The following is a 25,289-nucleotide window of genomic DNA, read 5'->3' as shown; positions in this document are numbered from 1 at the left end:
TCGATGTCCATGAGCAGTTATTGCGGCCCGCTGTGCTGATCGACTAGTGCGCGCACCGCGCTTTCGAACATGGTCTGTTTGATAGCGCCGAGCGTGCCGCGGTCCTTGCCGTGCAGCGGGCGCAGCATGTCGATCGCGGTTTCGGTGACCACGCCCTCGGCGCAGGTGGCGTCGACGATGCCGAATTGTTCGGCATCGGGGCCGCTGAAGCGTCGCCCGGTGGTCATCGAGGCGATGGCGGCGCGTGGCGTGAGTTTGGACTGGATGAGCGCGGCCATGCCGGGGTTGAACGGAATGCGGATGTCTACCTCGGGAAAACAAAAGTACCCGCGGTCGGCGCGCATCACGCGAAAGTCATGCGCGATGGCCAGCATCGCTCCCGCGCCGAACGCATGGCCCACCACCGCGGCCGCGGTGGGTAGGGGCAGGGTCAGAACGCGTGCCAGCAGTTGGTGCACCCGGCCGATGTACCACTGCCCCTGATCGGTGTGGGCGCCCAGCCATTCCAGATCCAGGCCGTTGGAGTAGAACTTTCCGCCGGCCGTTGTGATCAGTCCATGGGCGCCATCCGAGACAGCTTGGCTAATCGCATCGTCGATGTCATCCAGAAATCCAGGGGAGAAGCGATTTTCGTCCTCACCTAGGCCCACGATGGCGACTTTGTCGGCGTAGTCCAATGTGACTGTCATGTGTTTCCCCTTGAGTTCCGCTTGTATTTAGGAAGATTCGTCGCCGAGGTCGGGGGCCCCACCGCCAGCACGGCGCGTACGGCGGCGTGGAGCTGCGCGCGGGCGGTGGTGTTTCCGAGCCGGCCGCGGCGCAGCAGCAGCGCGGTGGGCAGGTCCACGACGCAACTGGTTATCGCGTCGACCGCCGCCGCGTCCTTGCGGTCCCAGAGCGCCATGGCAAGCCGCACCATCAATCCGACAAGAAGCTTGTCGAGTCGTCGCAGGTCATCGGCAACTTTGGCGGGGACGTCGTCGGCGAGCACTTCCTCGCGGCGCACGCGCAGCACGAGCGCTGATGACCCGGGATACTGCTCGGTGAACAGCACCGCCGCGTCGGCGGCGGCCACCACGGCCTCGGCGGGGGCGTTCGGGGCGCCGACGGCGAGCGCCTCGTCGACCAGCGAAGTCTGCACCGCCAAAAATCGCTGGGCCGCCCGCAGCCAAGCCTGGCCCATCAGCCCACCGCGCGATGTAAACGTATGGTACACAGCGCCGTTGGATACACCCACCGCCGCGCTGATCGCTCGGATGGTCACCGCGGTCGGGCCCGATCGTGCCACCAGGTTCTCGACGGCATCGAGTACGGCGTCGGGATCATGCATACGCGGGCGTGGCACGGGAATCATCATAACAGAGCAAATGCTCTACTATAAAATGGCGGTAGATCTGCTCGTGGTGAGCGAGGCGGACCTCTCGCCAACGGCCTCGGGCCCTAACCGTTGGTGCGGCGGCTAGCATCGGATGTCCGGATGTCGATGGGGAGGAAAAGCTTTGGCTGCGATACCCGTTATCGCGCTCACCGGCCATCTCGGAGCCGGCAAGACGACGCTGCTCAACCACCTGTTACGCCATCCCGGCACGCGAATCGGTGTGATAGTCAACGACTTCGGCGACATCAACATCGACGCCGGCCTGGTGGCCGGCCAGGTTGACGAGCCGACCTCGATCGCCGGCGGCTGTATCTGTTGCCTGCCCGACGACGGCGGCCTTGATGAAGCACTCATCAAGCTCGCCGACCCCGCTCGCCGTCTCGATGCCATCGTCGTCGAGGCCAGCGGCCTGGCCGACCCGGTCGCGATCGCGCGGATGATCGGCTTCAGTGAGATCCGCGGGGTCCGGGCCGGTGGGCTTGTTGACGTCGTCGATGCTGTGAACCACTTCGACACCGTCGACTGCGGCACAGTGCCGCCGGTGCGCTATGGCGCGGCGTCGCTGATTGTGGTCAACAAGCTGGACCAGGTGCCTGAACAGGAGCGCTCGGCGGTAATCCAACGTGTCACACAGCGTGCGGCCCAACGTAATCCGCGGATACATGTCGTGGGCACAACGGCCGGCCGGATAGACCCAGCGCTGCTCTTCGACGCGTCCGCCAGCTCCGGACAGGTGGGGCAACTCTCGTTTCTGGACCTAGCGCCCGACCACGACCACGAGCACGACCACGTCCATGCCGATGCCGTCACAGTCAGCAGCTCCGGTTGCGTCGACCCCGATGCCCTGTTCGACCTTCTGGAAGACCCACCGCCGCAGGTGTTCCGGCTGAAAGGCATTGTGGCCGTGCGGCACCGCACGACCGTGCACGACTATGTCGTCAATTTGGTCGGCGGCGCGATCCACATCCGGAAGGCGCCGCCAAGGGCCACCGCCAACTGCCTGGTGGCGATCGGGATGCACCTCGACACCCACACCGTCCGTGCGAGGCTCGACCACGCGCTGCAGCCGGCATCGGGGCCGGCGTCGGCACAGGCATTGCGGCGACTACAGGTATACCGGCGCATCAGCGCTTGAGCCGCGATCCGGCAAGATACGTCGGTGATGTCATCTTCGCTTAGCGACGTGCTCGCAAGCTTGCAGCTTGAGAGGCTCGACCGGTGGCTCTTCGTCGGGCAGCAACTGCCTGCGCCCGCCAACCATATTCTCGGCGGACATATCTCGGCTCAGGCTTTGTTGGCGGCCAGCCACACCGCGCCTGGTCGGTCGCCGCACAGTGTCCATACGTACTTTCTTCGGCCTGGCGATTCGCGTCGGCCGGTCGACTTCGAGGTTGTTGACCTCCAGGAAGGCCGGACGTTCTCGGCGCGGCGGGTTACGGCTCGCCAAGACGGCAAGATCCTGATGGAAGCGATGGCTTCGTTCAAAGTTTTCGATTCAGCGCCCACACCGGTCGTCTACCAACCACCCATGCCCGTGGCTGCGAGCCCGGATTCCCTGCCATGGGTCCCGCCGCACCTCGCGGAGTCCGACGAGAGCACCCGAGGACGCTGGTCGAGCCTGCGCTGGTTCGAACGCCGGACAATCGACACCCAGGACGCTCCGCCCGCACGGGCGCTGATGTGGTGGCGACCCGACGGCGACCTCCCCGACGATCCGGTGCTCACCGCCAGTCTGGTGGCCTACCTGTCGGCGGTGACGTTGACCGAACCGGCATACGTCGCACGCGGTGGTGTCGGGGCCTCGGCTCAGCGTGATCATTCGGTGTGGTTCCATGCCCCGGCGGCCTTGTCGGATTGGCTTCTATACGACCGGTCGTCACCGAGCAGCGCTGGTCCGCTCGCGCTCGCGAGTGGGACGATGTTCAATCGCAACGGCGAACTGGTGTGCACGGTAAAGCAGGAGATGTACTTCCCGCCCAGCACCACTTGACACCGTACGTCGTGTGAGCAGTCAAGAGTGTTGCGCTACAACAATATTCGTCACAGTGACGTATTACGGGCGATGGGCGGGGGAAGGGGAGGGGAGACCGTGGGCCGGCCCGGGGGTGTGCAATCCGGGCACCGTGTGCCGGCGTGCGCAGTGCTCAACCCGCCGTCGAGGGATCGTCGATGCCGCGGAGTGTGACGAACCTCAACCGACGAGAGTGACGTACGCCATAGCGCAATCGGCGTCAGTTAGGCGATCCTAACGGTTCGTTTGCGTAGCTAATGGCTGGAGTGAGATGGCCGACCTCGAGTTCGCCTATGACCTGACCCTCGATGAGGCGCGTAGGCGCAGCGCTGTGCTCGAAGCAATTGGTGACCACTGGGACCCCGTCGCCGTGCTCGCCGAGGAGCAGAAGGCCTACGACATGCTGTATTCGAATCTGGATGACGAGCAGCAGCTGGTCTACGACGAGCTGGTTCGCGCACGTATGCTTCCCGAACGGATAACAGCTCATGTTTCCGATTGATCCGACTGCCGATCACAGCCGCCGCGCATGGTTGCCGTGCCCGTGCTGCGATCACGGCACCAGGTGTGCTGATTGCCGAAGCAGCCGAAACTGCAATACGCACTGGCAGTATCTGTTGAGCAACCGGGGCACATTGGTGCACCTGCAGTGCTCGGATTGCGGCTATCTTTGGTCGACCGACACGCATCGCCGCGCGCGCTCCAAGCGTTAGGGCACAAGCCGCACTGACACGCGGCTAACCTCGAATACCAATCTCGTTGCGGTACCCAGCTATTCGTCACAGTGACGTATTGACGTCATTGGGCGGGGAGGGGATGGGGCCCGGAAGCGATCGTCCCCGGCGGCCCCATGTCATCCCCGTAGGGCGCCACCTGACGCTAAGCGTGCTCCATGGGCGCCGGAGCGTGCTGGGCGACAAGCCAGACCGGTCCGACGCGGTGCACCAAAGTAGGCGCGGTTCAAAACAATTCGTCACGGTGACGTATTGAGGTCGGTGTCGCCTTGGGTGCGGAAGGGGCAGACAGCCTCGTTCGTTGCACCCGACGCGCCGCACGTTCAATGGTGCGCGACGTTCGACCTACCCACCCGCCGGGGCCGCGCATCGGCCTGGTGGGTAGCGCGCGGTAATGCGGGGGCGTTCGGGCAGCCGAGGTCGTGCGGTGCAAAGCCAATGGCGGGGGCTTTCCTGATCTCGACATCAGCTTCTACCGATAAGCGACATTATGTTAAGTATGAGGCGCGCCGTCTTCAATCAGATGAATCAGCTCCATCGCAAACGCATGTTCCCCACTCCGTCGGACAAGTGACCGAACATGCTGGTTGACGGCCTGTTTCGAGAAACCTGAGCAGCTGAACCAGGACGTGGCGCGCAACCGGGGAGAAAAATGCTTTCGAGTTCTACTGGGGCAAGCGCCTCGCTTGTGTCGAGATCGACCTCCCTAACGCCGACGAGCGGCTCGTCCGCGACCTCCTCGCCGAGGCCTGGGACCACAAGAACCCCGGCCGCCTGTAGATCGCCCCGGTCACCCCATCCGGCCACTACGCAGCCATGACGAGTTCACCCGCGGGGTACATCTACCTCCCAGCACCTGGCGTGAGGTTCCTCGGACCGTTTTGCGTAACGCCGGGGGTGAGGTCAATCTGACCGGGACCAGTACCGAATGGACTGTGGCCGTGTCCACCGCCGCCGCCGCCCCCGTGACCGCAGTAATCTACGTCCGTAACGTCGTTAGAACAGGGCAGGGCTTGTGCGACGCCGGGGCCGCCGACTCCGGCGAATGCCAGACCGCTGAACGCCAGCATGGCGGCGGGTATAGCGATAAAGGTGCGCTTGATCATTGGGCTTCCTCGGTCGGGAGTGGGCATATGCGCCACTCAACTCATTCTCATTTCAGGCTTGCAGGCGGCCAACGGTATCGCGGTGAGACGGGCGGGTAAATAAGTGATTTCCCTACAGTTTCAGGAACGCCGGGCCGATCCAACTGTTGATGTACACGTTTGACCTGATGCCTGGCTGGACAGCCAACGGGATGGTGCCCCGCAGTCTTGCACCGCTGTATTACCTGCTGGGACAATGATTTCCGCCGAGGGGCAGGCATTCACCGAACTATCAGTAAGGGCAAGAGCCCCATGCTCGGTCTCAATTGGTCGTCGATATGAGGATCCACCAAAAGTGTAGGGAAAATCCTGATTCGTCGAGGCTCTAGCCCCGCTAGCGTCGAACTGCCGGAAGCGTGATGGCACCCGCGCAGAGAGCGACTGCGAGCCATCGGGCCGAACGCACGTCGCGCCACCTACCCATTGAGAGGAGAGACATGGGTCTGGACCGATGGTTTTTGCGGACAGCTCCATCCCGGCAAACGGAGTTGTATCTGCTGCGTCGCCGACCACGCGCGACTGCCTTTGCCACAGCCATCGAGCTTGGAGGAGCGAAGAAAGGAAGGCCAGTGAGGTCAGACCAGGTAATGACGGCGATAGCTGGAGCGACACTGGCGGCCAGCTTGGCCATATCCGGTTGTAGCAACAGCACAACCGACTCGTCGCCGAAGTCAACACCTGAGGACTACAGCAAGTTGCTAATCAAAGCCTCGGACATTGATTTGCCGGGCGACACCTTCACCTCGCCCAAACCAGCACAGGGCGTTCCGAAGGGCGCCGCGGTCGGGTTCTGGAACCGCGATCACTCGCGGGTGATCGACGACCGGATCATCATTGCGCCGGATTCCGCCACCGCTGAGAAAGCCTTCGAGGCGGAGAAGAAGAAGATATCGACAGCCCTGCCCGATACCACGTTAACCGACGCTCCCGTTGGACAAGGTGGAGCGCTGGGGGTAGCGAAGTCGAAAGACGGTTCCAAAGCAGTGAACACCATTGCGTTCCACGAAGGGCAGGCCGTCGTGACGATGGAGTTGGACAGTCCCGCAGATGATCCGCTTTCCCAAAATTTTGCGATTGCCGTCGCGCAAAAGCAGGACGCTGCAGTCAAGAGCGGCTTGTCGGATAAAACTGCGCCGCAGTCGTAACTCTTAGCGACTGAGGTGCATGCGGTCGGTAAAACCAGGTCCCAGAACGTGTTCGCACGAACTGTGTGTTGGGGAGCTCTACCCCGCTCGCATCGAGCTGCCGGAAGCGTTATGGCGCCCGAGCAGAGCGCGGCTGCGAGCGGTCGCGCCGCACCCGCGTCGCGTCACCGACTTTGAGAGGAGAGAACGGAATGGGTGTATACGAATGGTTCTTGCGGACAACTCCACCCCCACAAACGGAGCTATTTCTGCTGCGTCGCCGCCCATGGTTCGGGGTGTTTGAGGGTCTCAATCCCTTCTCCATCGGTGATCTGATAGAGCGCCCGTTAGCGCGACTGGAACTCACTGAGCGGACGGTGCGCTGCACCCTGGTGAGGGGACACAAATTGAAACATGCCGGTTGGCTGGCACGGCGACTGCAAATCCCCGATCTTGCGGAGCGTGTCAAAGCCGGCCACGACGTGACGGTGTTCGAATTCCCTCGCGACGCCTATCACATCAAGTGGCCAAAGCTCAGCGCGTGCAGTCTCTTCGAGATCAGCGAACCCTCATCCCCGCCGTGGATCGTGTCCTTCGGCATGCCGCGAGACTACGAACGCGAGTCATGGCTCGCGTTCTACGACTTCTTGATGATGGCGGAGCGACGGCAGTGGCGCGAGGCGCTGAGTCCGACGGGGCGCCAGCTTCCGCGAGTAGGCGAGAGCTGAGAAAATTGACGCGTCCTGGTTTGGCCGGAGCCGATTCTCAAACTGTTTGGGCCCGAAGTGTTCTCGCGCCGTGGTGGGTGAGCTGGCTGGTGAGCGCTGCGCTGACCGCAGCCACGCTCGTTGCGATGGCGGCGCTCCGGTCCCCGAACTTGTTCACCATCACCGGATGGTCGTGGGGACTGCTCGCCGTGGCGGGGTTCAGTCTGCTCATTTCTGCGTCGGTTATTTTCCTTCAGCGCCCGATGCGCCAGGCTACGCTGCGACACTGACGGGACTCAGCGCCGAGCAGTGCGCCCGGGTCGGTAAGGCATTGCGCCGCGGAGACGGACATGGCGGTTACCAGTTGTAGGTCGGCTATTAGCATGTCCCGCCGGGTGGCACCGAAGGCCTGCTCATTTCACTTGGCAAGCACCGCGTGTGGAGAGCATGACTGAGCGACCCGATCGCGGGGGCGACTGTACCGCGACGTCACCCTCCTCGGGCACGCACACAGCAGCCGGCCGGGCTGATCCGTTCAGCGGGGGCACCGGCGTCACCGCAAATTGCGCCTCTAGTGCGCGTCCGTGATTGGTCGATTGCCGGTGTCGTCCTCGCACGGATCCTAATCCGTATCGGATTCGAGTTTCGAAGCTTGAAGTTTTCGGTAGAGCTGCGTTCGGGAGCGGATGTTGAGTTTGCGGTAGATGTGGCTGAGGTTGACTTCGACTGTTTTGGCGCTGATGAACAGCGTGGCGGCGATGTCGCGGTTGGTCATTCCTGAGACAGCCAGCTCGGCGACGCGCTGTTGCTGCGGGGTGAGCCCGTCGGAGCTCCGTTTTCCCAAAAACCCCCGTGTCAGTTCGGTTTTCAGGCGCTCCACCCACAACGTGGCACCGAGTTGTTCAAAGGTTTGCAGGGCCTCTCGCAAGGTCGCCTTGGCGGTGTCGCGGTGGCGCTGTCGACGTTGCAGCTGGCCTAGCAGGAGTTGCGTGCGAGCGCGTTCGAACGGCATCGGAAGGCGTTGGTGTTCTGCCATGGCGAGGTCGGCGGTTGTGGTGGCGGCACTGAGGGCACCGCGCCCGGCCTGCAGCATCGCTCGACAGCGTGCGCCGGTGGCCAACATCCATGGGCGATCAAGCCGGCGGCCATTGCGCTCGAGGGCTTCGATCAGCGGCTCCGCCTCGTCGAAGCGACCGAGACCGATCATCGCTTCGATGGCATCGGGAAGAAATGGCGCGACAAAGATCTCGGTTCCCTCCGACGCCTCGTTGAAGGCACGCAACAGAGGCTCGAGCGTGTGCAGCGCGGCATCGTGGTTACCCACTGAGACATCAAGAAAGGCCAACGTGGTGATCGGCCACACCGTCACCAGGCCCGGAGAGTCGCACCGCTCGCCGACTGCGAGGGCCTGACCGGCGTCTCGCCGGGAGTCGTGCTCAAGACCGGTGTACGCCGCGGCTGCTGCCCGCAGCATGAGGGCCACCGATAGCGGCAAGTCCCGGCCCAGCTGTTGCGCACGCTCCATGGCGTCGTCGGCGGTCCGAGTTGCCTCAGCGAAGTCACCGCGCCATATCTCGTTGAGACCGCTGTGGAATGCGATCAGAATCAGTTCGCTTTCCTCGCCGCGCTCGATGTAGCTGCGCCTGATCGCGCGCATTTCTAGTCGCGCCTGCTCGAGACGACCCGTCGCGGCCACCAGTATCGCGCTGTGCATCCTCGGGCGCAGCTGCGCCGAGACCGGCACTTCGGAGTCATCTAGCTCAAGTGCGCGCTGCAGGCGGGACTCGTCGAGGCCCCCGCCGAGCAGGAATTGCACCAACACTTTCATGCCCAAAGCCTGGCTCAGAAGGTCTGGTTGGCCGTGTGCCTCAGCGCTGGCGACGGCGTCGTCAACGCTTATTGCGGCACGATCGCGTTGGCCGACGTTGAGTAGCGCGAATGACAGCGGGACCAAGATGAGGGTACGTAACGCCAGATCGTTCCCCGCATCGGCGAGCGCGCGGTCCAGTAGTTTGGCGGCCTCTCGTGAACTGCCATCGAGCAAGCTCCACTGGCCCAGCAGCCGCAATGCCGCCGCCCGCAGCCTTGGCGGCGCAGGACGTTCGACGGTTTGCTCCAGTACAGCCCGGGCGCGCCCGGCATCGCCGGCGTTGAAGTGGTAGGCCGCTGACTGGATGCGGCGCTCCGCGGTATCCCCGCCGAGGCCAATTGCCAGCTCCAGCAACTCGGCGGCGGCGGCGGGCGCGCCCCTGGCCCGCGCCATCTCTGCTGCGGCGTCAAGTGCTTCCACAGTCTGAGGCTCGCCTGTGGCGTCGGACAGGGCAAGGTGTCGGGCGCGCAACTCCGGTTCTGCGACGAGTTCGGCCAGACGCCGGTGCATTTCGCGGCGGCGGCGAGGAGGCGCTGCGCTGTAGACGCCGTGCGCCAGAATCGGGTGGGTGAAGCGCAGCTGGTTTCCGGCGATGGCCACCACCGCTTTGATCTCGGCATCACCGAGCGATTCCACCACTTGATCCGGAGTCGAGTCGGTAGCCTGCGCCACCACCGGCACCGTCGGATCGGGGAGGCTGGCCATGGCAAGTAGGACGTCCTCGGCACCGACCCGGCTGATCCTCGAACGGACTAGGTCATTGAGGCTGCTCGGCAGGCTCAATCCGGAGGTGCGGCCTTCGGCAACGAGTTCCCGGGTCAACTCCAGCGCGAAAAAGGGGTTCCCGCCCGCGATCTCATGAATGCGCAGGAGGGTGGGACGCGCGACCGACCTACCCAGTCGCGTCAACAGAACCTGATGTAATTCTCCAAACGTCAACGGCTGCAATCGAATTCGGCGCACATTAGCTGGGCTGGGCAGCTGCAGCTGCGATGCAGCCTCCGCGGTACGGCTCGTGCACACCAAGGCCGCACCGACCGGGAGCCGTCGCGCCGCGAACGACACCACGTGGGCGCTGGAGGTATCCACCCATTGCAGGTCATCGATCGCGATCAAAACCGGGCTTTGAGCGGCCAACCGGGAGACGACGGCCACAAACCCCGCCGCCACTGCCCTGGGGTCGATCTCATGGGCGTCCACACGGTGCCGCAACAGCGCGCCATTCAGGGCTCGCCGCTGCGGCGTCGGCAGGTCCGCCCAGCTTGAGTCATCGACATCGCTGAGCAGGTCGGCCAATAGGGTGTAAGCCAGCACCGACTCGGCGGCAGCCGCACGGCAGCTCAGCGTGCGGAAGCCACGCGCCCGGGCCTGGCCCACGGCCTCGAGCCAGAGCGTCGTCTTACCGATGCCCGGCTCGCCTTCGAGAACCAGGGCACACGGCTGGCGCGGCACCGAGTCAATAAACTCCGCAAGGACTTGCCTTTCCGGTCGCCGGCTGACGAACTGCTCCGCCATATCGAGTCCTCGGTCCGGCTGTTAGACGGATAGGGCCGCACGGGCAGAGGTAGGTCGCAACAACGGCTGTCGTTGTAGCCGCTCGACACCCATATTCCTCGCATCCTTCTGCTTACAGGCGCGCGTCGCGGCCACCCCGCCATGTGCGTTGGGGACGCAAGTCGGTCGTCACAGGCACGATTGTCCTGTAAACAGGCTAAGACAGTGCGCCGAGTTTGGGGTCGCAATCCGACCCTTTCGCGTGGAAGCCGAAATCCGCCGTGCTCCCCACAACCTAGTGTGGAATCACCTTTGGAGCCGGCCCCCTCGGCGATATCCAAGCAACGGACCGCCTGGCCGTACACGTTCCCCCGTTGGGGACTTATGACCGTTCGCGAAGACGCTCAAGTACCTGCGCGATCGTATCGCGCATCAAGTCAACGATTTGCAGTTGATGAACGCCTGATTCGGCTACAGCCCGGATGGGACAACCTTGCCGTCCACCGTCACCTCGACCTGGCCGGTCTTCGTGTTGTACTCGATCTTGCCGTGCTCGAAGTTCGACACGAGCGAATCGCCGACGGCGTTCTCGTCGCTGATGGGTAAGCCCAGCGGACCTGCCGAACCGTTAGTTCCGGTGACCGCGGGCGTGCCGTCCGGGTCGCGTGGGATGTTCCAGGCCTCCCGGATCTTGCCCAGGGTGATATATGCGGGCGTGCCGGCCTGGTCGTTCTTGGCGGTTATCGCGCCGCCCTGGAATTGTTGGAATACCACGCCGCTCTCCCGCTTTCCCGCGTTGCGGTCACCCGTGAGCGGCTTGCCGAGAGCCTGTCTCTGATTCTCAGTTGCCGACGAGTATTTGGCAGCGATCGGGCCGGTCAGAGTCACCTCGACGTCTCTATCCCCGATGAGCTTCACCTCGGTGGGCGGCGCCGGGGCTGTCGACGTGGAGGTGGCGTTCGCCCCCACATGAGGCGATGCCGAGGCGTCGACACTCTTGCTGTTGCTGCAGCTCATACTGATCAGCGCGACGGCGGCCAAGCCGGCGACTGCCGCGTGGCGGTTTGCGATCGTTTTCATGGCTTCCTCGCGTCTTTGTGGTGTGGGTCAGGTTGCGGCTGACCTCCTCGCCCGGCCCGGACTAAACCGAACCACTTGAGTGGCGTCGGGCGGTCGCGATCTTCGTAGCTTGAACGAACTTACAACCCGGTTGTAGACGGCGAGCCAGAGCACGTGAGTACGGACCACCGGTTGATCGGGTTCCTCAAGTTGGACCGGTGGGTCGCCGATGCAGCCAGCATCCGATCAGGATTTGGCGCGGGCGTTTCACTGCGGAGTCAACTCCGCGTGTACTGTGCGGCCGAACTTGGATCGCATGAGCCGGTGTGCCGACGGCACCACCACGCCATGCAAAAAGGGATACTTCTGCCGCAGCAGACGTCCCGCCGTCAGATATTCGGCCCCCTCCAACAGGCGCACGCTACCGGATTGCGTTGATCCCGTCGGCTTGCCCAATGCCGTGGCTGGGCAGAATTCGACCATGGGGTTACGCCGCATTCGGCGCACTTTGACCGCCCGCTCGAAACTCCGAAAGTAGGCTCGGTCTCCGTCCACCACGATGCTGACGGGGCTAGAACCTGGCCTCCCATCCTTTCGAAAGGTGGTGAGGCTGATGGTCTTCTGCCGCACGAACGGCGTCAACGCCGAAGTGGTTGCCGTGCCAACGGTGCCCACAACATAGCCGAGTTGGCGTAACCGCAGCACGAACGCCAGTGCGAGCGCAACCGAGACCGCTCCGAGGATCCACGCTTGCGAGGCCGAACCCCCCTCGTCGAGGTCCACAATGTGGTTCACCGTGTGCACGGTGTTGGCCACAATGAAGCCGGCCAACGCGGTGGCCAACGCATCGGCCCAGACGAGTGCGAGCAGCAAGATGACGCCGAGACCTAGCTGGAACGCACCGACGTCATGCAAGAAGTGCCGGTGCGCGCCGAATCCGACAGCATCGGCGAATGAAAGCGGGTCGATCAGGCACCAGACCCCGATCCCCGCGGTGGCCACCCCCACACCCGACGTCAGCGCGACCAGGTACAGCCGCGCCAGCGTATTCCAGCGATTCATCATGCCGCCCTTCCGACGAGATCATGTGCTTCCTTGATCGCTAGACGGGATGTCTGGTCGATACGTGACGCCAGGCTCGACGCCAGTGCACTCGTAGAAGAACTGCACCGAAGGCGCGCCTTACCCCCGTGCAGTGCCGATACTCGGGCGGTTGACGTGAATGGACGGGCTCAGGGGTGCAGGCTGGGACGGTAGATGAGTTCTTGGATATGGCCGTCCAGCGTGCGACTCTCGATCAACTCGAGGTCGAAATCGGCCGCACCCCGAAAGATTGGAGCATCACCGGTCTGACCGGTGATCACGGGAAAGAGCGTCACCTGGACGCGGTCGACCAAACCGGCGGCCATCAGCGCACGGTTCATCGACAGGCTGCCGTGCGATCGCAACGGCACCTCGGACTCCTCCTTGAGTCGGGCGACGACATCGACGGCGTCGCCGCTCACAACGGTCGCGTCAGGCCAGTCCAAAGGTCCTTCCAGGGTGGTGGTTACCACCGTCGCCGGTAGGTGCCTCATTCGCGTGACCCACGGGTCGCGCACGTCGGAATCCTCGGAGCTCTCCGCCAGCATTTGCGCGAAGAGTCGATATGTGTTGGCGCCGAATATCATTCGCTGGTTCTCGCCATACAACGCGAGGCGGTGGTCGAGCAGTTCGGGGCCTTGCTTGCCCCAGTAACCGCCCCAGTCGCCGCCGCTGACACCGCCGAAGCCGTCGAGGCTGGAAAAGACGTCGAAGGTATAGGTGGCAGTCATTGATGATCTCCTCGAGTGCGGTCGATGGCGCGTTGGGGATACAGACTGGAAGCCATGGCGAAATTAATCGCGTCAACTCAAATGGATTCAGTCCGCGGTGCCGGGCGGTCCCGCGTTTCGGCGGACAGGCGTCTGGGCATTCGCAGGCATGAGCTCGCTACGGTCCATCTTGTTTCTCGCTACTGCGGTAGTAACAGCCTGGGCGGGGATAATTTGCGCACCCGTCCCGGCGGCTTCCGCCGAGCCATGTCCCGACGTCGAAGTGGTGTTTGCCCGCGGTACCGGAGAGCCGCCTGGGGTCGGCGGGATTGGGCAGGCGTTCGTCGATGCGCTCAGATCGCGGGTGGGCAGCAAGTCGCTGGGGGTCTATCCGGTCAATTACGAGGCGAGTAGTGACTTCAACGGCGGCCTCGCCTTCGCCAGAACCGTTGTGGACGGGATCAGGGACGCCGGCACGCATATCGAGTCGACGGCGTCGAACTGCCCAAACACCAAAGTGGTGCTTGGCGGGTATTCCCAAGGCGCCGCCGTGGCCGGTTTCGTCACTTCGGCTGCCGTGCCGAAAGAAGTGCCACAGGAATTCGCGTCGTACGTGCCGCAACCGCTGCCGCGGTCGGTAGCTGATCATGTGGCCGCAGTCGTCCTATTCGGAACACCTTCCAATGAGTTCCTGCGCGGTGGCGGCGCGCCGCCCATCACGATCGGTCCCCTCTACGCAAGCAAGACCGATCAGTTGTGCGCCCCCGATGACAACATCTGTGACGGCGCACCCCCGGGGCCGCCCAGCATCGCGCACACTCTGTACGCGGCGAACGGCATGGTTGACCAGGGCGCGGATTTCGCTGCGCAACGGGTGTAGCGGGCGTCGTTTCCAACGCGAGTCCGGCGCCGGTCATCGTAGGCTTTGGAAATGCGTTCGTATTGTCGTGCCGCCGGGTTGATCGCCAGCATCGTTTTGACCGGCGCCGCCCCGACGGCATGCACCAAGAGCACGACCGGTCAAGCGGTACACACTACTGGGGGCACCACCTCGCAGATCGCGACGTCGTCATCGCCGGCGTCGACCTCGGCGGCGCCCACCGGTCAGCCGGTCGGCACGGCGGTCATGAAGGTAAGTGGCGGTAGCGCCCCGGTGACCATTCATTACCGGATCAACGGAGGCCCGGAGCAGACCGAGTCCAATGTGCCACTGCCGTGGGAAAAGCAGTACTCCGTCTACAACGAGGTGCAGTCGCAGGTTAGCGCCGACGGTGGGGACGCCGCGCTCACCTGCACGATAATCATGGATGGCGACAAACTAGTGGCCTTGAAGAGTGAACCGCGGCCCACATGTAGCTTCGCCTACTGGGGCTAGGCGTCAACGCTACCGGGATCGTGCGCGGGAGGCTCGCCGTCGGCAGGCCGCTCGTAGGCCGTTGCGGGCGGCGGCGGTACCGGCGGCAGTCCCCCTCGATACATGTCGAGATATGGTGAGGCGTAAGGGTTTTCCCAGGGCTGCACGCCGGCGCGGCGCCTGCGAACGTAAGTCACAATCAGGGCGCCGCAGGCCACGATGAGAAAGCCCAGCAATAATGCTTTGGCGATCAGCAGCGCAGTCATGAAGCGGATTTTAGCCTTCTAAGTCGCATGGTCGTTGCCCGACGACCCGGCCCTCGAACTGCGTCGTCTCCCCCGGTTTCCGGCTATCCGCCAAGACTGACGCACCCGTCCCCTAACCGGGGAGCCGTGCGCGGGTCAGCCGGCCGGTGGACGGCATTCGTTGGCCTGCGCACGCGTTCGACAAGCTGCCGATGAATTTCGGGCGGTCCACCAGTCAGACCTTTGAAACGGTCAAACCGAGAGCGAAGGTAAAGCGATGTCCTCCCAAATCACGGCCTTGCCGCCGGTCGTCGACCACCAAACCTGGCGGGCAGCACTGGACGAATTACGCAAGCGTGAGAAGGCCGCCACCCGCGAACTGGATGCGATCGCCGCCCAGCGGCGGCGGTTGCCGATGGTCGAATTGGCTGACTACACCCTGGTCGGCGCCGACGGTGCAATCCGCCTGGCCGACGTCTTCGACGGCCGATCGCAGCTGATCGTCTACCACCACATGTGGTCCGACGGCGCCGAGTGGCAGTGCGGCGGTTGCACGGGCTTTACCTCGCAATTCACCCGACTCGAGTTCCTCGACAACTACGATGCCCGGTTCGTCATCGTCACCAACGGACCGATCGAGGAAGCGCTCGCCTACAAGCACAAGGTCGGCAATCGCATGGACTGGTATTCGTCATCGCAGAGCACGTTCGCCGCCGACATGGACGCGCCGCCGGGCGGTGGTTTCGGTGTGAACGTGTTCCTGCGCGACGGCGAGACGGTTTACCGCACGTGGCATACGAACGGGCGGGGCACCGAGCAACTCAGTCACTCGTTCGGGTTGATCGACATCCTGCCGTGGGGTCGCCAAGAGGAGTGGCTCGATTCGCCAGAAGGCTGGCCCTCGCGGCCCACCTACTCGGGGTGGCTCGACTCCCCCGCTATTGCGGCGGCCTACGGACCCACCACGAACGAGGACAACCCATGAGCGCCGACGCCGAACGCTACGTCATCACTCGCACCATCGCCGCCACCCCGGCCGAGATTTTCGCCGTCCTCGCCGACCCATCCCGCCACAGGAACACCGACCCCACCGATTGGGTCCGCGACTCGGTGGACACCGTGCCGATCACCGGCGCGGGACAGATCTTCGCGATGAACATGTACCTGACTCAAGCGGGCGGGGACTACATCACGCACAACCTGGTCAACGTGTTCGAGCCGGACCGCGCCATCGGCTGGATGCCGGGGGTGCTCGACGACACGGGCAACCACTCTGCGGGCGGCTGGTTCTGGCGTTACGACCTTGCCCCGAAAGGCGACCGCACCGACGTCACCCTCACCTACGACTGGAGCGGCACGCCGCAGGCCTTCCGTGATCGAGTCGGCGAGATGCCCATCTTCGGCGAGGATTACCTCGTCGCGTCGCTGGCCGAGCTAGAGCGCTCGGTCGCGAGCTGATCGGTCGGTCGCCTGTCGTACCCTACCCGTGCCAACGACTTCGGCGCGCGCCTCTATCCATCGGGCACGTCAGGGGCGAACAATGCGGGGATGGACCTCAAAACCCGGTCGCATTGGCTGCTCGGGTATGGACTTGCTCGTGCGACGCTGAAGCTGCTCGCCCGTCGCGGCGATCCCTTTGCCCAGTTGGTGATCGATAACAACCAGCCCGATAACGCGCATCACCTAGTCGACCGGATCCGCGAGCGCGGGCGTATGTCGCCGGTGATCGGTGGCTGGGTTACCGCTGATGCGCAGATTGTGCGTGAGGTGTTGCGTGACAACAGGTTCCGGACGGCGAAGCCCCACGATCGGTCGCCGTTTCGTGTCGCTGCGCGGGCGCTGGACAAAACCAATCCCGGTGTGCTGAATGGTCTGGAGCCGCCGTCTCTGCTGGTCATCGATCCGCCCGAGCATGAGCGCCTACGACGCCTGGTATCGCGGGCGTTTACTCCGCGGGCGATCGACCGGCTGCGTCACCGCATCAACGAGATCGCCAACGCCCTGCTCGACGATCTCGACGGCCAGGGTCGTTGCGACTTGATCGCCAGCTACGGCTCTCAGATCCCTATCCAGGTCATCGGCGAGATGCTGGGAATCCCCCGCGACGAAATTCCCTACCTGCACCGATTGGCCGAACCCGGCGCCAAACTGCTCACCACCACGGTGCCGTCGTGGAAGGATTTCCAGACCGCCCTGACGGCGTTGCGCGAATTCGAACGCTACAGCGATGCGCATATTCAGCGGCTGCGCCGCAGCGGGGGCGACGACAGCATCTTGTCTGCGGTCCTGCGGGAAAGCGATTTGACGGCCCTTGAAGTCAGGATGTTCGCGGGTCTGTTGCTCGGTGCCGGATTCATCACCACCACCCATGCTTTCGGTAATGCCGTCGTGACGCTCGTCCATCACCCTGACCAATTGGCCCGCCTCCAAGCCGATTCCGAGGGTTGGCCCAATGCGGTCGAAGAGACGTTGCGCTACAACGGCGTAGCTCAATTCGGGGCGCGGGTGGCCACCCGAACACTGCAAATCGACGACCGGACCGTGCGTGCAGGCTCGACCGTCTTCCTCAGCATCGCCGGAGCCAATCGTGATCCAGCCGTCTTCGAACACCCCGACGAATTCGACATCGCCCGTGTCAACGCTCGCGAACACATCGGGTTTGGCACCGGCGTGCACGCTTGCCTCGGCGCGCCGCTCGCTCGCATGGAACTCAACATCGGGCTACAGGCGCTCTTCGAGCGCTTCCCCCAACTCACCCTTGCGGGCGAACCGATTCCTAACAACAGCACCCTGTTGCACGGAATCAGGTACCTTCCCATCGATCTCGGACCCGCCAGAGTCAACGCCGGCTAGCGCGTGTCAACGATTTCCAGACCATCGCACGGTGGTCGGGTGTTTGCCCATCAAGAGGTCAAACCAGTTGTGGATCAACGATATAACCGGCGACCCGCGCCCTTGGGGCACGGTGTACTGCCCGGTTGACTGGCGCCATTTCGGAGTGTTCACCTTCGACAGGGGCACGGACAGAGCGCACACTGATCGAATGGAGGTATGTCTTTTCATCGCCGCCGCGCTCACCGCACCGGCTCTGGTCGCTCCGCGAGCCGCTCGCCGGTGTCGTGCCTCGACGTCACCCCGGTGGCGATGATGGCCTCCGAGCCGCGCCGCGTACTGAACGGCCTATCGGACATCCGCGCGTTTTTTCACACCAACAAGGTGCCGCTGTACTTCATCTCGCCGACCCCGTTCAACCTGCTCGGGGTCGACCGCTGGATACGAAACTTCTTCTACCTGACCTACTTTGACTCTTTCGAAGGCACCCATTCACGCGTTTTCGTCCCCCGGCGACGCGACCGCCGAGATTTCGACTCCATGGACCAAGTGTGCAGCCACCTGCTGTCGGATCCCGAGACGCTCGAGTTCATCGCGGGCAAAGGACCCGGCGGCAAGTGCTGCTTTGTGATGCTGAACGAGGAAATCCAGGCCCTCGCACGGGCGGCAGGCCTCGAGGTCATGCACCCGCCCATCGAGCTGCGCCAACGCCTGGGCTCCAAGATCGTCATGACGCGCCTGGCCAACGAGGCGGGTATACCGAGCGTGCCGCACGTGATCGGACGGGCCGGCTCCTACCAAGAACTCCTGACCCTCGCAGAAAGCGCCGGATTGGGAGACGACCTTGTCATCTCGGTCGCCTATGGCAACGCCGGCAGCGGGACGTTCTTCGTGCACGGCCAGCGCGATTGGGACGAGCATGCCGGTGACCTGGCCTCGCAGCAAGAAGTCAAAGTCATGAAGCGGATCCGCAATGTCGAGGTGTGCCTCGAGGGCGCCGTGACGCGCCACGGCACCGTCGTCGGCCCCGCGATGACCAGTCTCGTCGGTTATTCGGAGCTGACACCGAGCCGGGGCAGCTGGTGCGGCAATGACATCTGGCGCGAGGTCCTGCCACCCGCGCAAACCCACGCCGCGCGAGAAATGGTGGGAAAGCTGGGCGACGTCATGCGCCGCGAAGGGTACCTCGGATACTTCGAGGTGGACCTTCTGCATGACCTCGACGCCAACGAGCTCTACCTCGGCGAGGTGAACCCACGCCTGAGCGGCGCGAGCCCGATGACGAACCTGACCGCCGAGGCCTACGCCGACATGCCGCTGTTCCTTTTTCACCTGCTCGAGTACATGGACGTGGAGTACGAGCTCGACATCGATGAGATCAACTCGCGCTGGGAGCGCGGCTATGGCGAAGACGAGGTCTGGGGCCAAGTGATCATCACGGAGACATCGCCAGACGTCGAGCTGTTCACCGCGACGCCACGCACCGGGGTGTGGCGCATCGACGACGACGGCCGAGTCTCCTTCTCGCGGACCGCCAACGACTGGGCCACGCTGCTTGACGGCTCCGAGGCCTTCTACATGCGTGTCGCGGCACCCGGCGACTTACGTTCCGAGGGAGCCCAACTCGGCGTGCTCGTCACCCGCTCCCACCTGCAGACCGACGACTATAAGCTCAGCGAGCGCTGCCAGCGCTGGGTCAAGGGCATGAAGGCGAAGTTCACCTCAACGCCCCTGACGCCGGCCGCGCCGATCGTCTCGCGGCTCGTCGCGCGCGCGTGACCGAGGACCGTACGCGTGGCGCCCCGGCCGGCATCTCGCTGGACAACTGGCTGTCGGCTCCATATGCGAGGTGGTCTTTCCAGCACGTCGAAGACTTCGTCCCGACTGCCCTGATATCGCGCGGGACCGGAGTTGTCGCGGCGTTGCCGGCGGCCACCGCTCCCCTGTCGACGATCCGGGTGACCAGCAACGGCGGAGTGGCCACCACCGTGGGGGCGGTGATGGCCACCACCGGCACTGACGGGTGGGCCGTCTGCCACCGCGGGGCGATGATGGCCGAGGAGTACCTCGGCGGTTTTGGGCCCCAGACGCGACACCTCCTGTTCTCGGTGAGTAAGTCACTGGTGGCGACCGTCGTCGGCGCGCTGCGCGGAGCCGGCACGATCGCGCTTGATGCGCCGGTGACGAATTACGTTCCCGCACTGGCAAAGTGCGGCTACGCGGGCGCGACGGTGCGTCATCTGCTGGACATGAGGTCTGGCATCGGCTTTTCGGAGAATTATCAAGACCCGACCGCTCAGATTCATCTTCTCGACCAGGCGATGGGCTGGGCGCCCAAGAGCAGCCCCGGCGCTCCCGCGACGCTGCAAGAATTTCTGTTGACATTGGGGCGCAAATCCGCCCACGGTGGCCCCTTCGAATATCGTTCGTGTGAAACCGATGTGCTGGGCTGGATCTGCGAAGTCGCCGCCGGGCGGCGAATGCCCGAACTGATGTCTCAACTGCTGTGGAGCCGCATCGGGGCCCAGTGCGACGCCACGATCGGTGTGGATGCCTGCGGCACCGGGTTTTTCGACGGCGGCATCAGTGCGTGTCTCAGCGACATGATCCGGTTCGGTTCCCTGTACCTGCGCGACGGTGTCTCGTTGACCGGCCAACAAGTGGTGCCGGCGGCGTGGATCGCGGACACCCTCGATGGCGGCCCCGATTCGCGTCAGGCGTTCGCCGCCAGCCCCGACGACAACGAAATGCCCGGCGGGATGTACCGCAACCAGATGTGGTTCCCCTATCCCGGCAACGACGTCGTGCTGTGCCAGGGCATGTGCGGTCAGATGATCTACGTCAATCGCAGCGCGGAGCTGGTTGCCGCCAAGTTGTCCACCCACATGGACTCTCATGAGCCGCACATGCTCGACACGTTGCGCGCATTCGATGCGGTGGCACGCGAATTGGCTGGAAACACTGGCTGGCCCGCCGGCGCACGTTGAGAATTTCCCCGAGCCGCTTTAGCGAACATCGGCTATTCTGCTGTCTGTCTTGCTCTGCAGCGGCCACTTTTGACGGATCTCATTGCGCCGCAAGAGATAGGAAGGGGAATCAAATGCCCTCACCTCGAAGGCTGGCGACAATCGCTGCCTCCGTCGTGGTCGCCGCTGCAGTCGTGGGCAGCCCCGGCAGCGCGGCCGCGACCCCACAAGACGACGCGTACCTCGCGCAATTGCGCGCCGTCGGAAGCCTGGTCAACGCCGCCCATTCGATCTATTGCCCCAGCAACGTGTGCGACGCCCCCAGCATCTGCACCTGACAGTCAGGGCCATCGGCGGCAAGAGGTCACGCCGGTTGTTTGTCGGGTGCACTCCATGCCGGCGAGCGACCGAGATGACGCAATAGGCGGTCGAAGCCGTTCCCTTCCGGCGCTTGGTCGAGCGCCGGCCCAAACGGGGCGGAAGCGCCGGTGCGGTAGTCACCGCCCGGAACTTGTAATCCGAGCACCAGCGCCGCGTCAATCACGTTGTCGGGCAACTTGAATGGGATGCCAAGCGCGCTGGCCACATCCCAGCCGTGCACGACGTAGTCGATGAAGTGAAACCCGATCGCCTGCTCGAAGGGAAACACGGCGCCCTCGCCGAAGTCGGGTAATTCGAAGGGCACGGCGAGCGTCTCGTCCTCGGCGATCACCGAGAGCAACTCGCAAGCTGCGGCCGCATAACTGCCCGCGGGGTCGGCCGCTACCGCGTCGATCACCGCAGACGCCTCCCACACCGCGGGATCGGCGCCGGCGCCGTAAGCAGCCGCGGCGAACCCTCGATGCTGCGCGGTCATATGGGCCAGCAGTTCAAGCAGATTCCAGTCGCTGCATGGGGTTGGGCGCTCGAGGTCGCTGGTGCTGACCCGCTCGACAAGGTCGATAGTGGCCAGCACCGCCTCGCGATGGTGTGCCCGCAGAGTATTTATCATATACATAGTCATATCATAAGCATACGCATATAATCCCAATTACTCTACTATCGCAACATGAGCAAAAGGCAGTCCCGACCTGACCTTGCGGCGATGCTCGGACCGTTGCTGCGCGAACTCGTGGCTGCCGAGCTGCCGATTCTTGAACGCCACGGACTATCGATGTGGGGTTACACCGTGCTGACCGAGCTGGACAACTCACCGGTGCGCACTCAAGCCGCCCTGGCCGCGGCTATCGGCGCCGATAAGACGCGCATCATCGCCGTCCTCGACGATCTGCAACAGCTTGGGTACATCGACCGGCGTCCCGACCCTGAGGACCGTCGAGTCCGGCTGCTGGAGTTGTCAGAGCGCGGACGCGCAATAAAAAGGCAGGTGCAGCAGGCGATTCAGCGTGGCGAAGAGCATTGGCTTTCCCAGCTGACGCCGTCGGACCGCAAGTCGCTGTTGCGCATTCTTCAACAACTCACGCCTCGCCCGGCGGGTGAATGACCTCCGCACGGATTTGTGGTGCCCCGCGACTGTTGAGGCAGGATATGGCTGTAGCGTGACGGCCGTGAAATCCTCCCGGATCTTTTCCTCCGCCGCGCTTGCGGCCGCCGTCGCAGCAACCGCCATGACGCTCGCCGGAGCGGGCCCGGCCACCGCGGCCGGCTCCTGCCCTACCGCGGCACCGCAGAACGGCGGAACGCCCGACTGGACGCTGAGCGGCACCACCGGCAGCGTCGCGGTCACCGGGTCCACGGATGCGACCGCTCCGCTGGTGAACGTCAGCGCGCCGTTCAGCGTAAGCCAAACCCAGGTGCACACGCTGCACGCCGGGGACGGACAGGTCGTCTCCAGCACCGCGAGGGTCTCCGTCTGCTACATGGGCGTCAACGGCCGCGACGGGTCCGTCTTCGACAGCAGCTACCAGCGCGGCGCACCGGTCGACTTCCCGCTGACCGGAGTCGTGCCGGGCTTCCAGAAGGCCATCGCAGGCCAGAAAGTTGGATCCACGGTCGCCGTCGCGATGGTCCCCGCGGATGGCTACCCCGAAGGTCAGCCCAGCGCCGGAATTCAGCCGGGCGACTCGCTAATCTTTGCCATCAAGATCCTCGACGCAACGGGATAGCGCGGCCCCTAAAGCCGTTGCGCCACAGGTCAATCGTTTAATGGTGCGAACATAAGCGCCGGATCTATCCCGAGTTGTTGCGCGACGTGGGTGGTGTCCCAATACTCGCGCCAGTGAGTTATCGCACCGTTGCGGACCTCGAAAAGCGCTGTGACATGGAACGTGACCGCGACGCCGTTCATGGCGTTCACGTCGACCCGCTCGACGATGACGGTGTCGCTATCGGACACGATCGTGCGGATCTCACTCCCCTCGATCATTCCTGTCGACAGGCTGTTGTGCTTCTCGAGTTCGGCTCGCGCCGCGTCGCGTCCACGAACCACCGATGAGAGCGGCACGTGGAGTTGCCAGACGAAGTCGTCGGCCATGAGTGCGGTCATGGCGTCGATGTCCATGCTCTGGCCGTATGCGGCATGAATGAAGTCGACGACGATCTTTTCGTTGTCGTTCTTGGGCGCAACACTTTTCGCCATCTCGCGTCCTTGGGTGATCGTAGTTCGCTATTTTCGAACTGTAGATGGCCGCCACCGTATTCGGCGCCGATATACGAGTCGCTTAACGAGAGGCCAGGGGCGGCGCAGCGTGATGGTGGTGATGTCGTCGTCGGTATGGCCCGATGCCATCGCCGTCCAGATCCGGGTCGCCGCCGAGTCACCCGCGGCGCGCTCGTAATGGGCCGGCAGCACCACTCGGCTTTTTGAGCTCTGCATGCATCCGCTGCAGTAACCGCCTCCGCCGGGATCATCAATGTAGTCTGGGCAGGTCATGCGCCCGATCGCCGTCCCAACATGCCGCCGCCTGTCGGTCGCGATGAAGGAAGGCTCGGCGGCCGAACACGACGCCGCCGAGCGGAGTCCATTCATGTCCGAGCTGCTCGCCGGCCGGATCGGCGCGGCGGGCTATTCCGACTACCTGCTGCGATTGCGCGTGGTGTACGCCGCCCTGGAGGGAGCCGTGCGGGCCCGCCGTGACGATTCCATGGTGGCTGCCGTGTACGACCCCGCCTTGGAGCGCCTGACCGCCATCGATGCCGACCTCGGACACTGGCTGCCCCGGGGTGCCGAACGGGAAGCCGACTCCCCCGCCGCGGCCGCCTACGCCGCGCGGCTCGGCGCTCTCACGTGGGGTGGTGCGCTGGTGGCACACCACTACACGCGCTATCTCGGCGACCTCTCCGGTGGCCGGGGTATCGGCAAAATCCTGGACCGGACGTTCGAGCTGCGCGGCGCCGGCCTTGCGTTCTACGAATTCCCGGTTCGGCCCAAACCGTACAAGGACGCCTACCGGGCTCGCCTGGATGCCCTTAGCGCCGATGCCGTCGAGATCGATCGCATCGTCGGCGAGGTGAAGTTCGCCTTCGGACTGAACCAGGCCCTCTTTGATGAATTGGCCGACGACATCGTGGATGATCGGCGCTGAAGCACGCCCATCCGAGAGCCCAGCCGACGCGTCAGACTTGGTTGAATCCGCCGTCGGCGGTCAGCGTCGATCCGGTGGTGAAGCTGGACAGATCGCTGGCCAAAAACACTGTGGCATTGGCGATCTCGGTCGGATCGGCGAAGCGGCCCAGCGGGATCGTGGCGATGCGGCCGGCGCGGAACTCTTCGATCGACGCTTCGGGATCGGTTTGCGCGGCCAGTGCGTCGCTGCCGGGGGTGGCCGTGGAACCGGCCACGATCACGTTGACCCGGATGTTGCGGTCGGCGAGTTCGTTGGCCCAGGTGCGGGCCAGTGACCGGACGGCCGCCTTCGTAGCGGCATAGATACTCAGTCCGGCACGGCCACGATCGGCGGTGGTGGAGCCGGTCAGGATGATGGAGGCACCGTCGTTGAGCAGTGGCAGCGCCTTCTGGACGGTGTGGACGACTCCCTTGACGTTGGTGGTCAGCAGCGCGTCGAGGTCGTCATCGGTGATCTCCCCCAGCCGCGCCACCCTCGTCGATCCGGCGTTGGCCATCACGATGTCGAGGCCCTTGCCGGTGGCCGCGACCTCGGCGTACAGCCGATCGAGATCCCCCGGCGATCCGACGTCGCCGGCTACGGCGGTGGCGCGCGGCCCCAATTGCTTTGCCGCATCATCGAGTTCGGACCGACGCCGGCCCGTGATGAACACCCGGTCGGCGCCTTCGGCGAGAAACCGCTGCGCGGTGGCCAGCCCGATTCCCGAGTTGGCGCCGGTGATGACCGCGGTCTTGTGGTCGAGCAATCCCATTCAGTTCTCCTGAGGTCGGCGCGACGGGCTGCGTTCGCTCATTCAACGCTCATTTGTTTGCACGCCAGGCTATTTGGTCGCCTTCGCGGTATTCGCGTAGACCCCGCATGGCGAGTTCGGTCATCGTTGGCGCCCGCGCCCCCTCCCTGATGTGATGTCACCGCTTGACTGCGTCAACCGCGGCATCGAAGCCCGCGCGCCGCCGACGACTCGATAATGCCGCTCATGACTTGCGCTACCACCGTCGCCCCCGCGCCAAC

The 25,289-nt window shown here is 64.1% G+C and carries 26 protein-coding genes; 16 read left to right on the top strand and 10 right to left on the bottom strand.

Features of this window, described 5'->3' with window-relative positions; all coding sequences use genetic code 11:
• Positions 1–17: 17 nt before the first annotated feature.
• Together A5753_RS20135 and A5753_RS20130 are read right to left on the bottom strand one after the other, a co-directional pair.
• On the bottom strand, positions 18–689 hold the full coding sequence (locus tag A5753_RS20135) for an enoyl-CoA hydratase-related protein (protein ID WP_067132204.1): 672 nt from the start codon (positions 687–689) through the stop codon (positions 18–20).
• Positions 686–1,345, bottom strand: a complete 660-nt coding sequence (locus A5753_RS20130) for a TetR/AcrR family transcriptional regulator (protein ID WP_067132567.1) — start codon at positions 1,343–1,345, stop codon at positions 686–688. The genes A5753_RS20135 and A5753_RS20130 overlap by 4 nt, the downstream gene beginning before the upstream one ends.
• 154 nt (positions 1,346–1,499) lie before the next feature.
• Here A5753_RS20130 and A5753_RS20125 point away from each other — a divergent pair, with 154 nt between their 5' ends.
• The 5 genes from A5753_RS20125 (at position 1,500) to A5753_RS20105 (ending at position 7,120) form a co-directional block, all read left to right on the top strand.
• Complete coding sequence (locus A5753_RS20125; protein ID WP_067132201.1) at positions 1,500–2,513, top strand: GTP-binding protein; 1,014 nt, start codon at positions 1,500–1,502, stop codon at positions 2,511–2,513.
• Between the two features lie 27 nt (positions 2,514–2,540).
• Complete coding sequence (locus tag A5753_RS20120; protein WP_067132198.1) at positions 2,541–3,368, top strand: acyl-CoA thioesterase II; 828 nt, start codon at positions 2,541–2,543, stop codon at positions 3,366–3,368.
• A gap of 292 nt (positions 3,369–3,660) precedes the next feature.
• Positions 3,661–3,891 (top strand): DUF6400 family protein, encoded by a 231-nt coding sequence (locus A5753_RS20115; protein WP_067132195.1) that lies wholly within the window; start codon positions 3,661–3,663, stop codon positions 3,889–3,891.
• 1,946 nt (positions 3,892–5,837) lie between these two features.
• Positions 5,838–6,413, top strand: a complete 576-nt coding sequence (locus tag A5753_RS20110) for a hypothetical protein (RefSeq protein ID WP_156656171.1) — start codon at positions 5,838–5,840, stop codon at positions 6,411–6,413.
• A 275-nt stretch (positions 6,414–6,688) separates the two neighbouring features.
• Positions 6,689–7,120 carry a hypothetical protein gene (locus A5753_RS20105; RefSeq protein WP_082971402.1) on the top strand — a complete coding sequence of 144 codons (432 nt, stop codon included), beginning with the start codon at positions 6,689–6,691 and terminating at the stop codon, positions 7,118–7,120.
• Between the two features lie 601 nt (positions 7,121–7,721).
• Here A5753_RS20105 and A5753_RS20095 read toward each other — a convergent pair.
• The 4 genes from A5753_RS20095 to A5753_RS20080 form a co-directional block, all read right to left on the bottom strand.
• Positions 7,722–10,484: an AAA family ATPase gene (locus tag A5753_RS20095; protein ID WP_067132186.1), complete on the bottom strand. Its 2,763-nt coding sequence runs from the start codon at positions 10,482–10,484 to the stop codon at positions 7,722–7,724.
• A 450-nt stretch (positions 10,485–10,934) separates the two neighbouring features.
• Positions 10,935–11,543: an LGFP repeat-containing protein gene (locus A5753_RS20090; RefSeq protein WP_067132183.1), complete on the bottom strand. Its 609-nt coding sequence runs from the start codon at positions 11,541–11,543 to the stop codon at positions 10,935–10,937.
• A gap of 246 nt (positions 11,544–11,789) precedes the next feature.
• Complete coding sequence (locus A5753_RS20085; RefSeq protein ID WP_067132180.1) at positions 11,790–12,587, bottom strand: PPOX class F420-dependent oxidoreductase; 798 nt, start codon at positions 12,585–12,587, stop codon at positions 11,790–11,792.
• A 167-nt stretch (positions 12,588–12,754) separates the two neighbouring features.
• On the bottom strand, positions 12,755–13,336 hold the full coding sequence (locus A5753_RS20080) for a dihydrofolate reductase family protein (protein WP_067132177.1): 582 nt from the start codon (positions 13,334–13,336) through the stop codon (positions 12,755–12,757).
• A 148-nt stretch (positions 13,337–13,484) separates the two neighbouring features.
• Here A5753_RS20080 and A5753_RS20075 point away from each other — a divergent pair, with 148 nt between their 5' ends.
• Positions 13,485–14,195 (top strand): cutinase family protein, encoded by a 711-nt coding sequence (locus A5753_RS20075; RefSeq protein WP_067132174.1) that lies wholly within the window; start codon positions 13,485–13,487, stop codon positions 14,193–14,195.
• Positions 14,196–14,246: 51 nt separating this feature from the next.
• Positions 14,247–14,690: a hypothetical protein gene (locus A5753_RS20070; protein ID WP_067132171.1), complete on the top strand. Its 444-nt coding sequence runs from the start codon at positions 14,247–14,249 to the stop codon at positions 14,688–14,690.
• On the opposite strand, the gene A5753_RS20065 is transcribed toward A5753_RS20070, so the two are convergent.
• Positions 14,687–14,935 carry a hypothetical protein gene (locus A5753_RS20065; RefSeq protein ID WP_067132169.1) on the bottom strand — a complete coding sequence of 83 codons (249 nt, stop codon included), beginning with the start codon at positions 14,933–14,935 and terminating at the stop codon, positions 14,687–14,689. The two genes, A5753_RS20070 and A5753_RS20065, sit on opposite strands and share 4 nt — an antisense overlap.
• Positions 14,936–15,191: 256 nt before the next feature.
• On the opposite strand from A5753_RS20065, the gene A5753_RS20060 reads away from it, so the two are divergent.
• The 6 genes from A5753_RS20060 to A5753_RS24455 all read left to right on the top strand — a co-directional run bounded on the left by A5753_RS20060 (position 15,192) and on the right by A5753_RS24455 (position 21,050).
• On the top strand, positions 15,192–15,899 hold the full coding sequence (locus tag A5753_RS20060) for a DUF899 family protein (protein ID WP_067132166.1): 708 nt from the start codon (positions 15,192–15,194) through the stop codon (positions 15,897–15,899).
• Positions 15,896–16,372: an SRPBCC family protein gene (locus A5753_RS20055; protein ID WP_067132163.1), complete on the top strand. Its 477-nt coding sequence runs from the start codon at positions 15,896–15,898 to the stop codon at positions 16,370–16,372. The genes A5753_RS20060 and A5753_RS20055 overlap by 4 nt, the downstream gene beginning before the upstream one ends.
• Before the next feature lie 90 nt (positions 16,373–16,462).
• The gene (locus A5753_RS20050; protein ID WP_067132158.1) at positions 16,463–17,767 is read left to right on the top strand and encodes a cytochrome P450; all 1,305 of its coding nucleotides are present in this window, start codon (positions 16,463–16,465) and stop codon (positions 17,765–17,767) included.
• A 291-nt stretch (positions 17,768–18,058) separates the two neighbouring features.
• Positions 18,059–19,525 (top strand): biotin carboxylase, encoded by a 1,467-nt coding sequence (locus A5753_RS20045; protein ID WP_067132559.1) that lies wholly within the window; start codon positions 18,059–18,061, stop codon positions 19,523–19,525.
• Positions 19,522–20,733: a serine hydrolase domain-containing protein gene (locus A5753_RS20040; protein WP_067132154.1), complete on the top strand. Its 1,212-nt coding sequence runs from the start codon at positions 19,522–19,524 to the stop codon at positions 20,731–20,733. Before A5753_RS20045 ends, A5753_RS20040 begins: the two co-directional genes overlap by 4 nt.
• A 113-nt stretch (positions 20,734–20,846) precedes the next feature.
• Complete coding sequence (locus A5753_RS24455; RefSeq protein ID WP_067132151.1) at positions 20,847–21,050, top strand: hypothetical protein; 204 nt, start codon at positions 20,847–20,849, stop codon at positions 21,048–21,050.
• Positions 21,051–21,076: 26 nt separating this feature from the next.
• Here A5753_RS24455 and A5753_RS20030 read toward each other — a convergent pair whose 3' ends face one another.
• The gene (locus tag A5753_RS20030) at positions 21,077–21,709 is read right to left on the bottom strand and encodes a TIGR03086 family metal-binding protein (RefSeq protein ID WP_067132148.1); all 633 of its coding nucleotides are present in this window, start codon (positions 21,707–21,709) and stop codon (positions 21,077–21,079) included.
• 51 nt (positions 21,710–21,760) lie between these two features.
• Between A5753_RS20030 and A5753_RS20025 the strand changes: the two genes are divergently transcribed.
• Entirely contained in the window at positions 21,761–22,195 is a 435-nt protein-coding gene (locus A5753_RS20025) for a MarR family winged helix-turn-helix transcriptional regulator (protein ID WP_067132145.1), read from the top strand.
• 64 nt (positions 22,196–22,259) lie between these two features.
• Positions 22,260–22,817: an FKBP-type peptidyl-prolyl cis-trans isomerase gene (locus tag A5753_RS20020; RefSeq protein ID WP_067132556.1), complete on the top strand. Its 558-nt coding sequence runs from the start codon at positions 22,260–22,262 to the stop codon at positions 22,815–22,817.
• Positions 22,818–22,846: 29 nt separating this feature from the next.
• Here the strand turns inward: A5753_RS20020 and A5753_RS20015 are convergent, their stop codons facing one another.
• Positions 22,847–23,290 carry a limonene-1,2-epoxide hydrolase family protein gene (locus tag A5753_RS20015; RefSeq protein ID WP_067132143.1) on the bottom strand — a complete coding sequence of 148 codons (444 nt, stop codon included), beginning with the start codon at positions 23,288–23,290 and terminating at the stop codon, positions 22,847–22,849.
• A 292-nt stretch (positions 23,291–23,582) separates the two neighbouring features.
• On the opposite strand from A5753_RS20015, the gene A5753_RS20010 reads away from it, so the two are divergent.
• On the top strand, positions 23,583–24,236 hold the full coding sequence (locus A5753_RS20010) for a heme oxygenase (biliverdin-producing) (protein ID WP_067132141.1): 654 nt from the start codon (positions 23,583–23,585) through the stop codon (positions 24,234–24,236).
• 31 nt (positions 24,237–24,267) lie between these two features.
• Here A5753_RS20010 and A5753_RS20005 read toward each other — a convergent pair whose 3' ends face one another.
• Positions 24,268–25,029: an SDR family NAD(P)-dependent oxidoreductase gene (locus A5753_RS20005; protein WP_067132138.1), complete on the bottom strand. Its 762-nt coding sequence runs from the start codon at positions 25,027–25,029 to the stop codon at positions 24,268–24,270.
• Positions 25,030–25,289 lie beyond the last annotated feature (260 nt).

Source organism: Mycobacterium sp. 852002-51971_SCH5477799-a (assembly GCF_001667145.1).
In the GTDB taxonomy this organism is placed as follows: Bacteria; Actinomycetota; Actinomycetes; order Mycobacteriales; family Mycobacteriaceae; genus Mycobacterium.
Note: the sequence above shows the minus strand (reverse complement) of the source record. Positions and strands in the feature narration are given on the sequence as shown.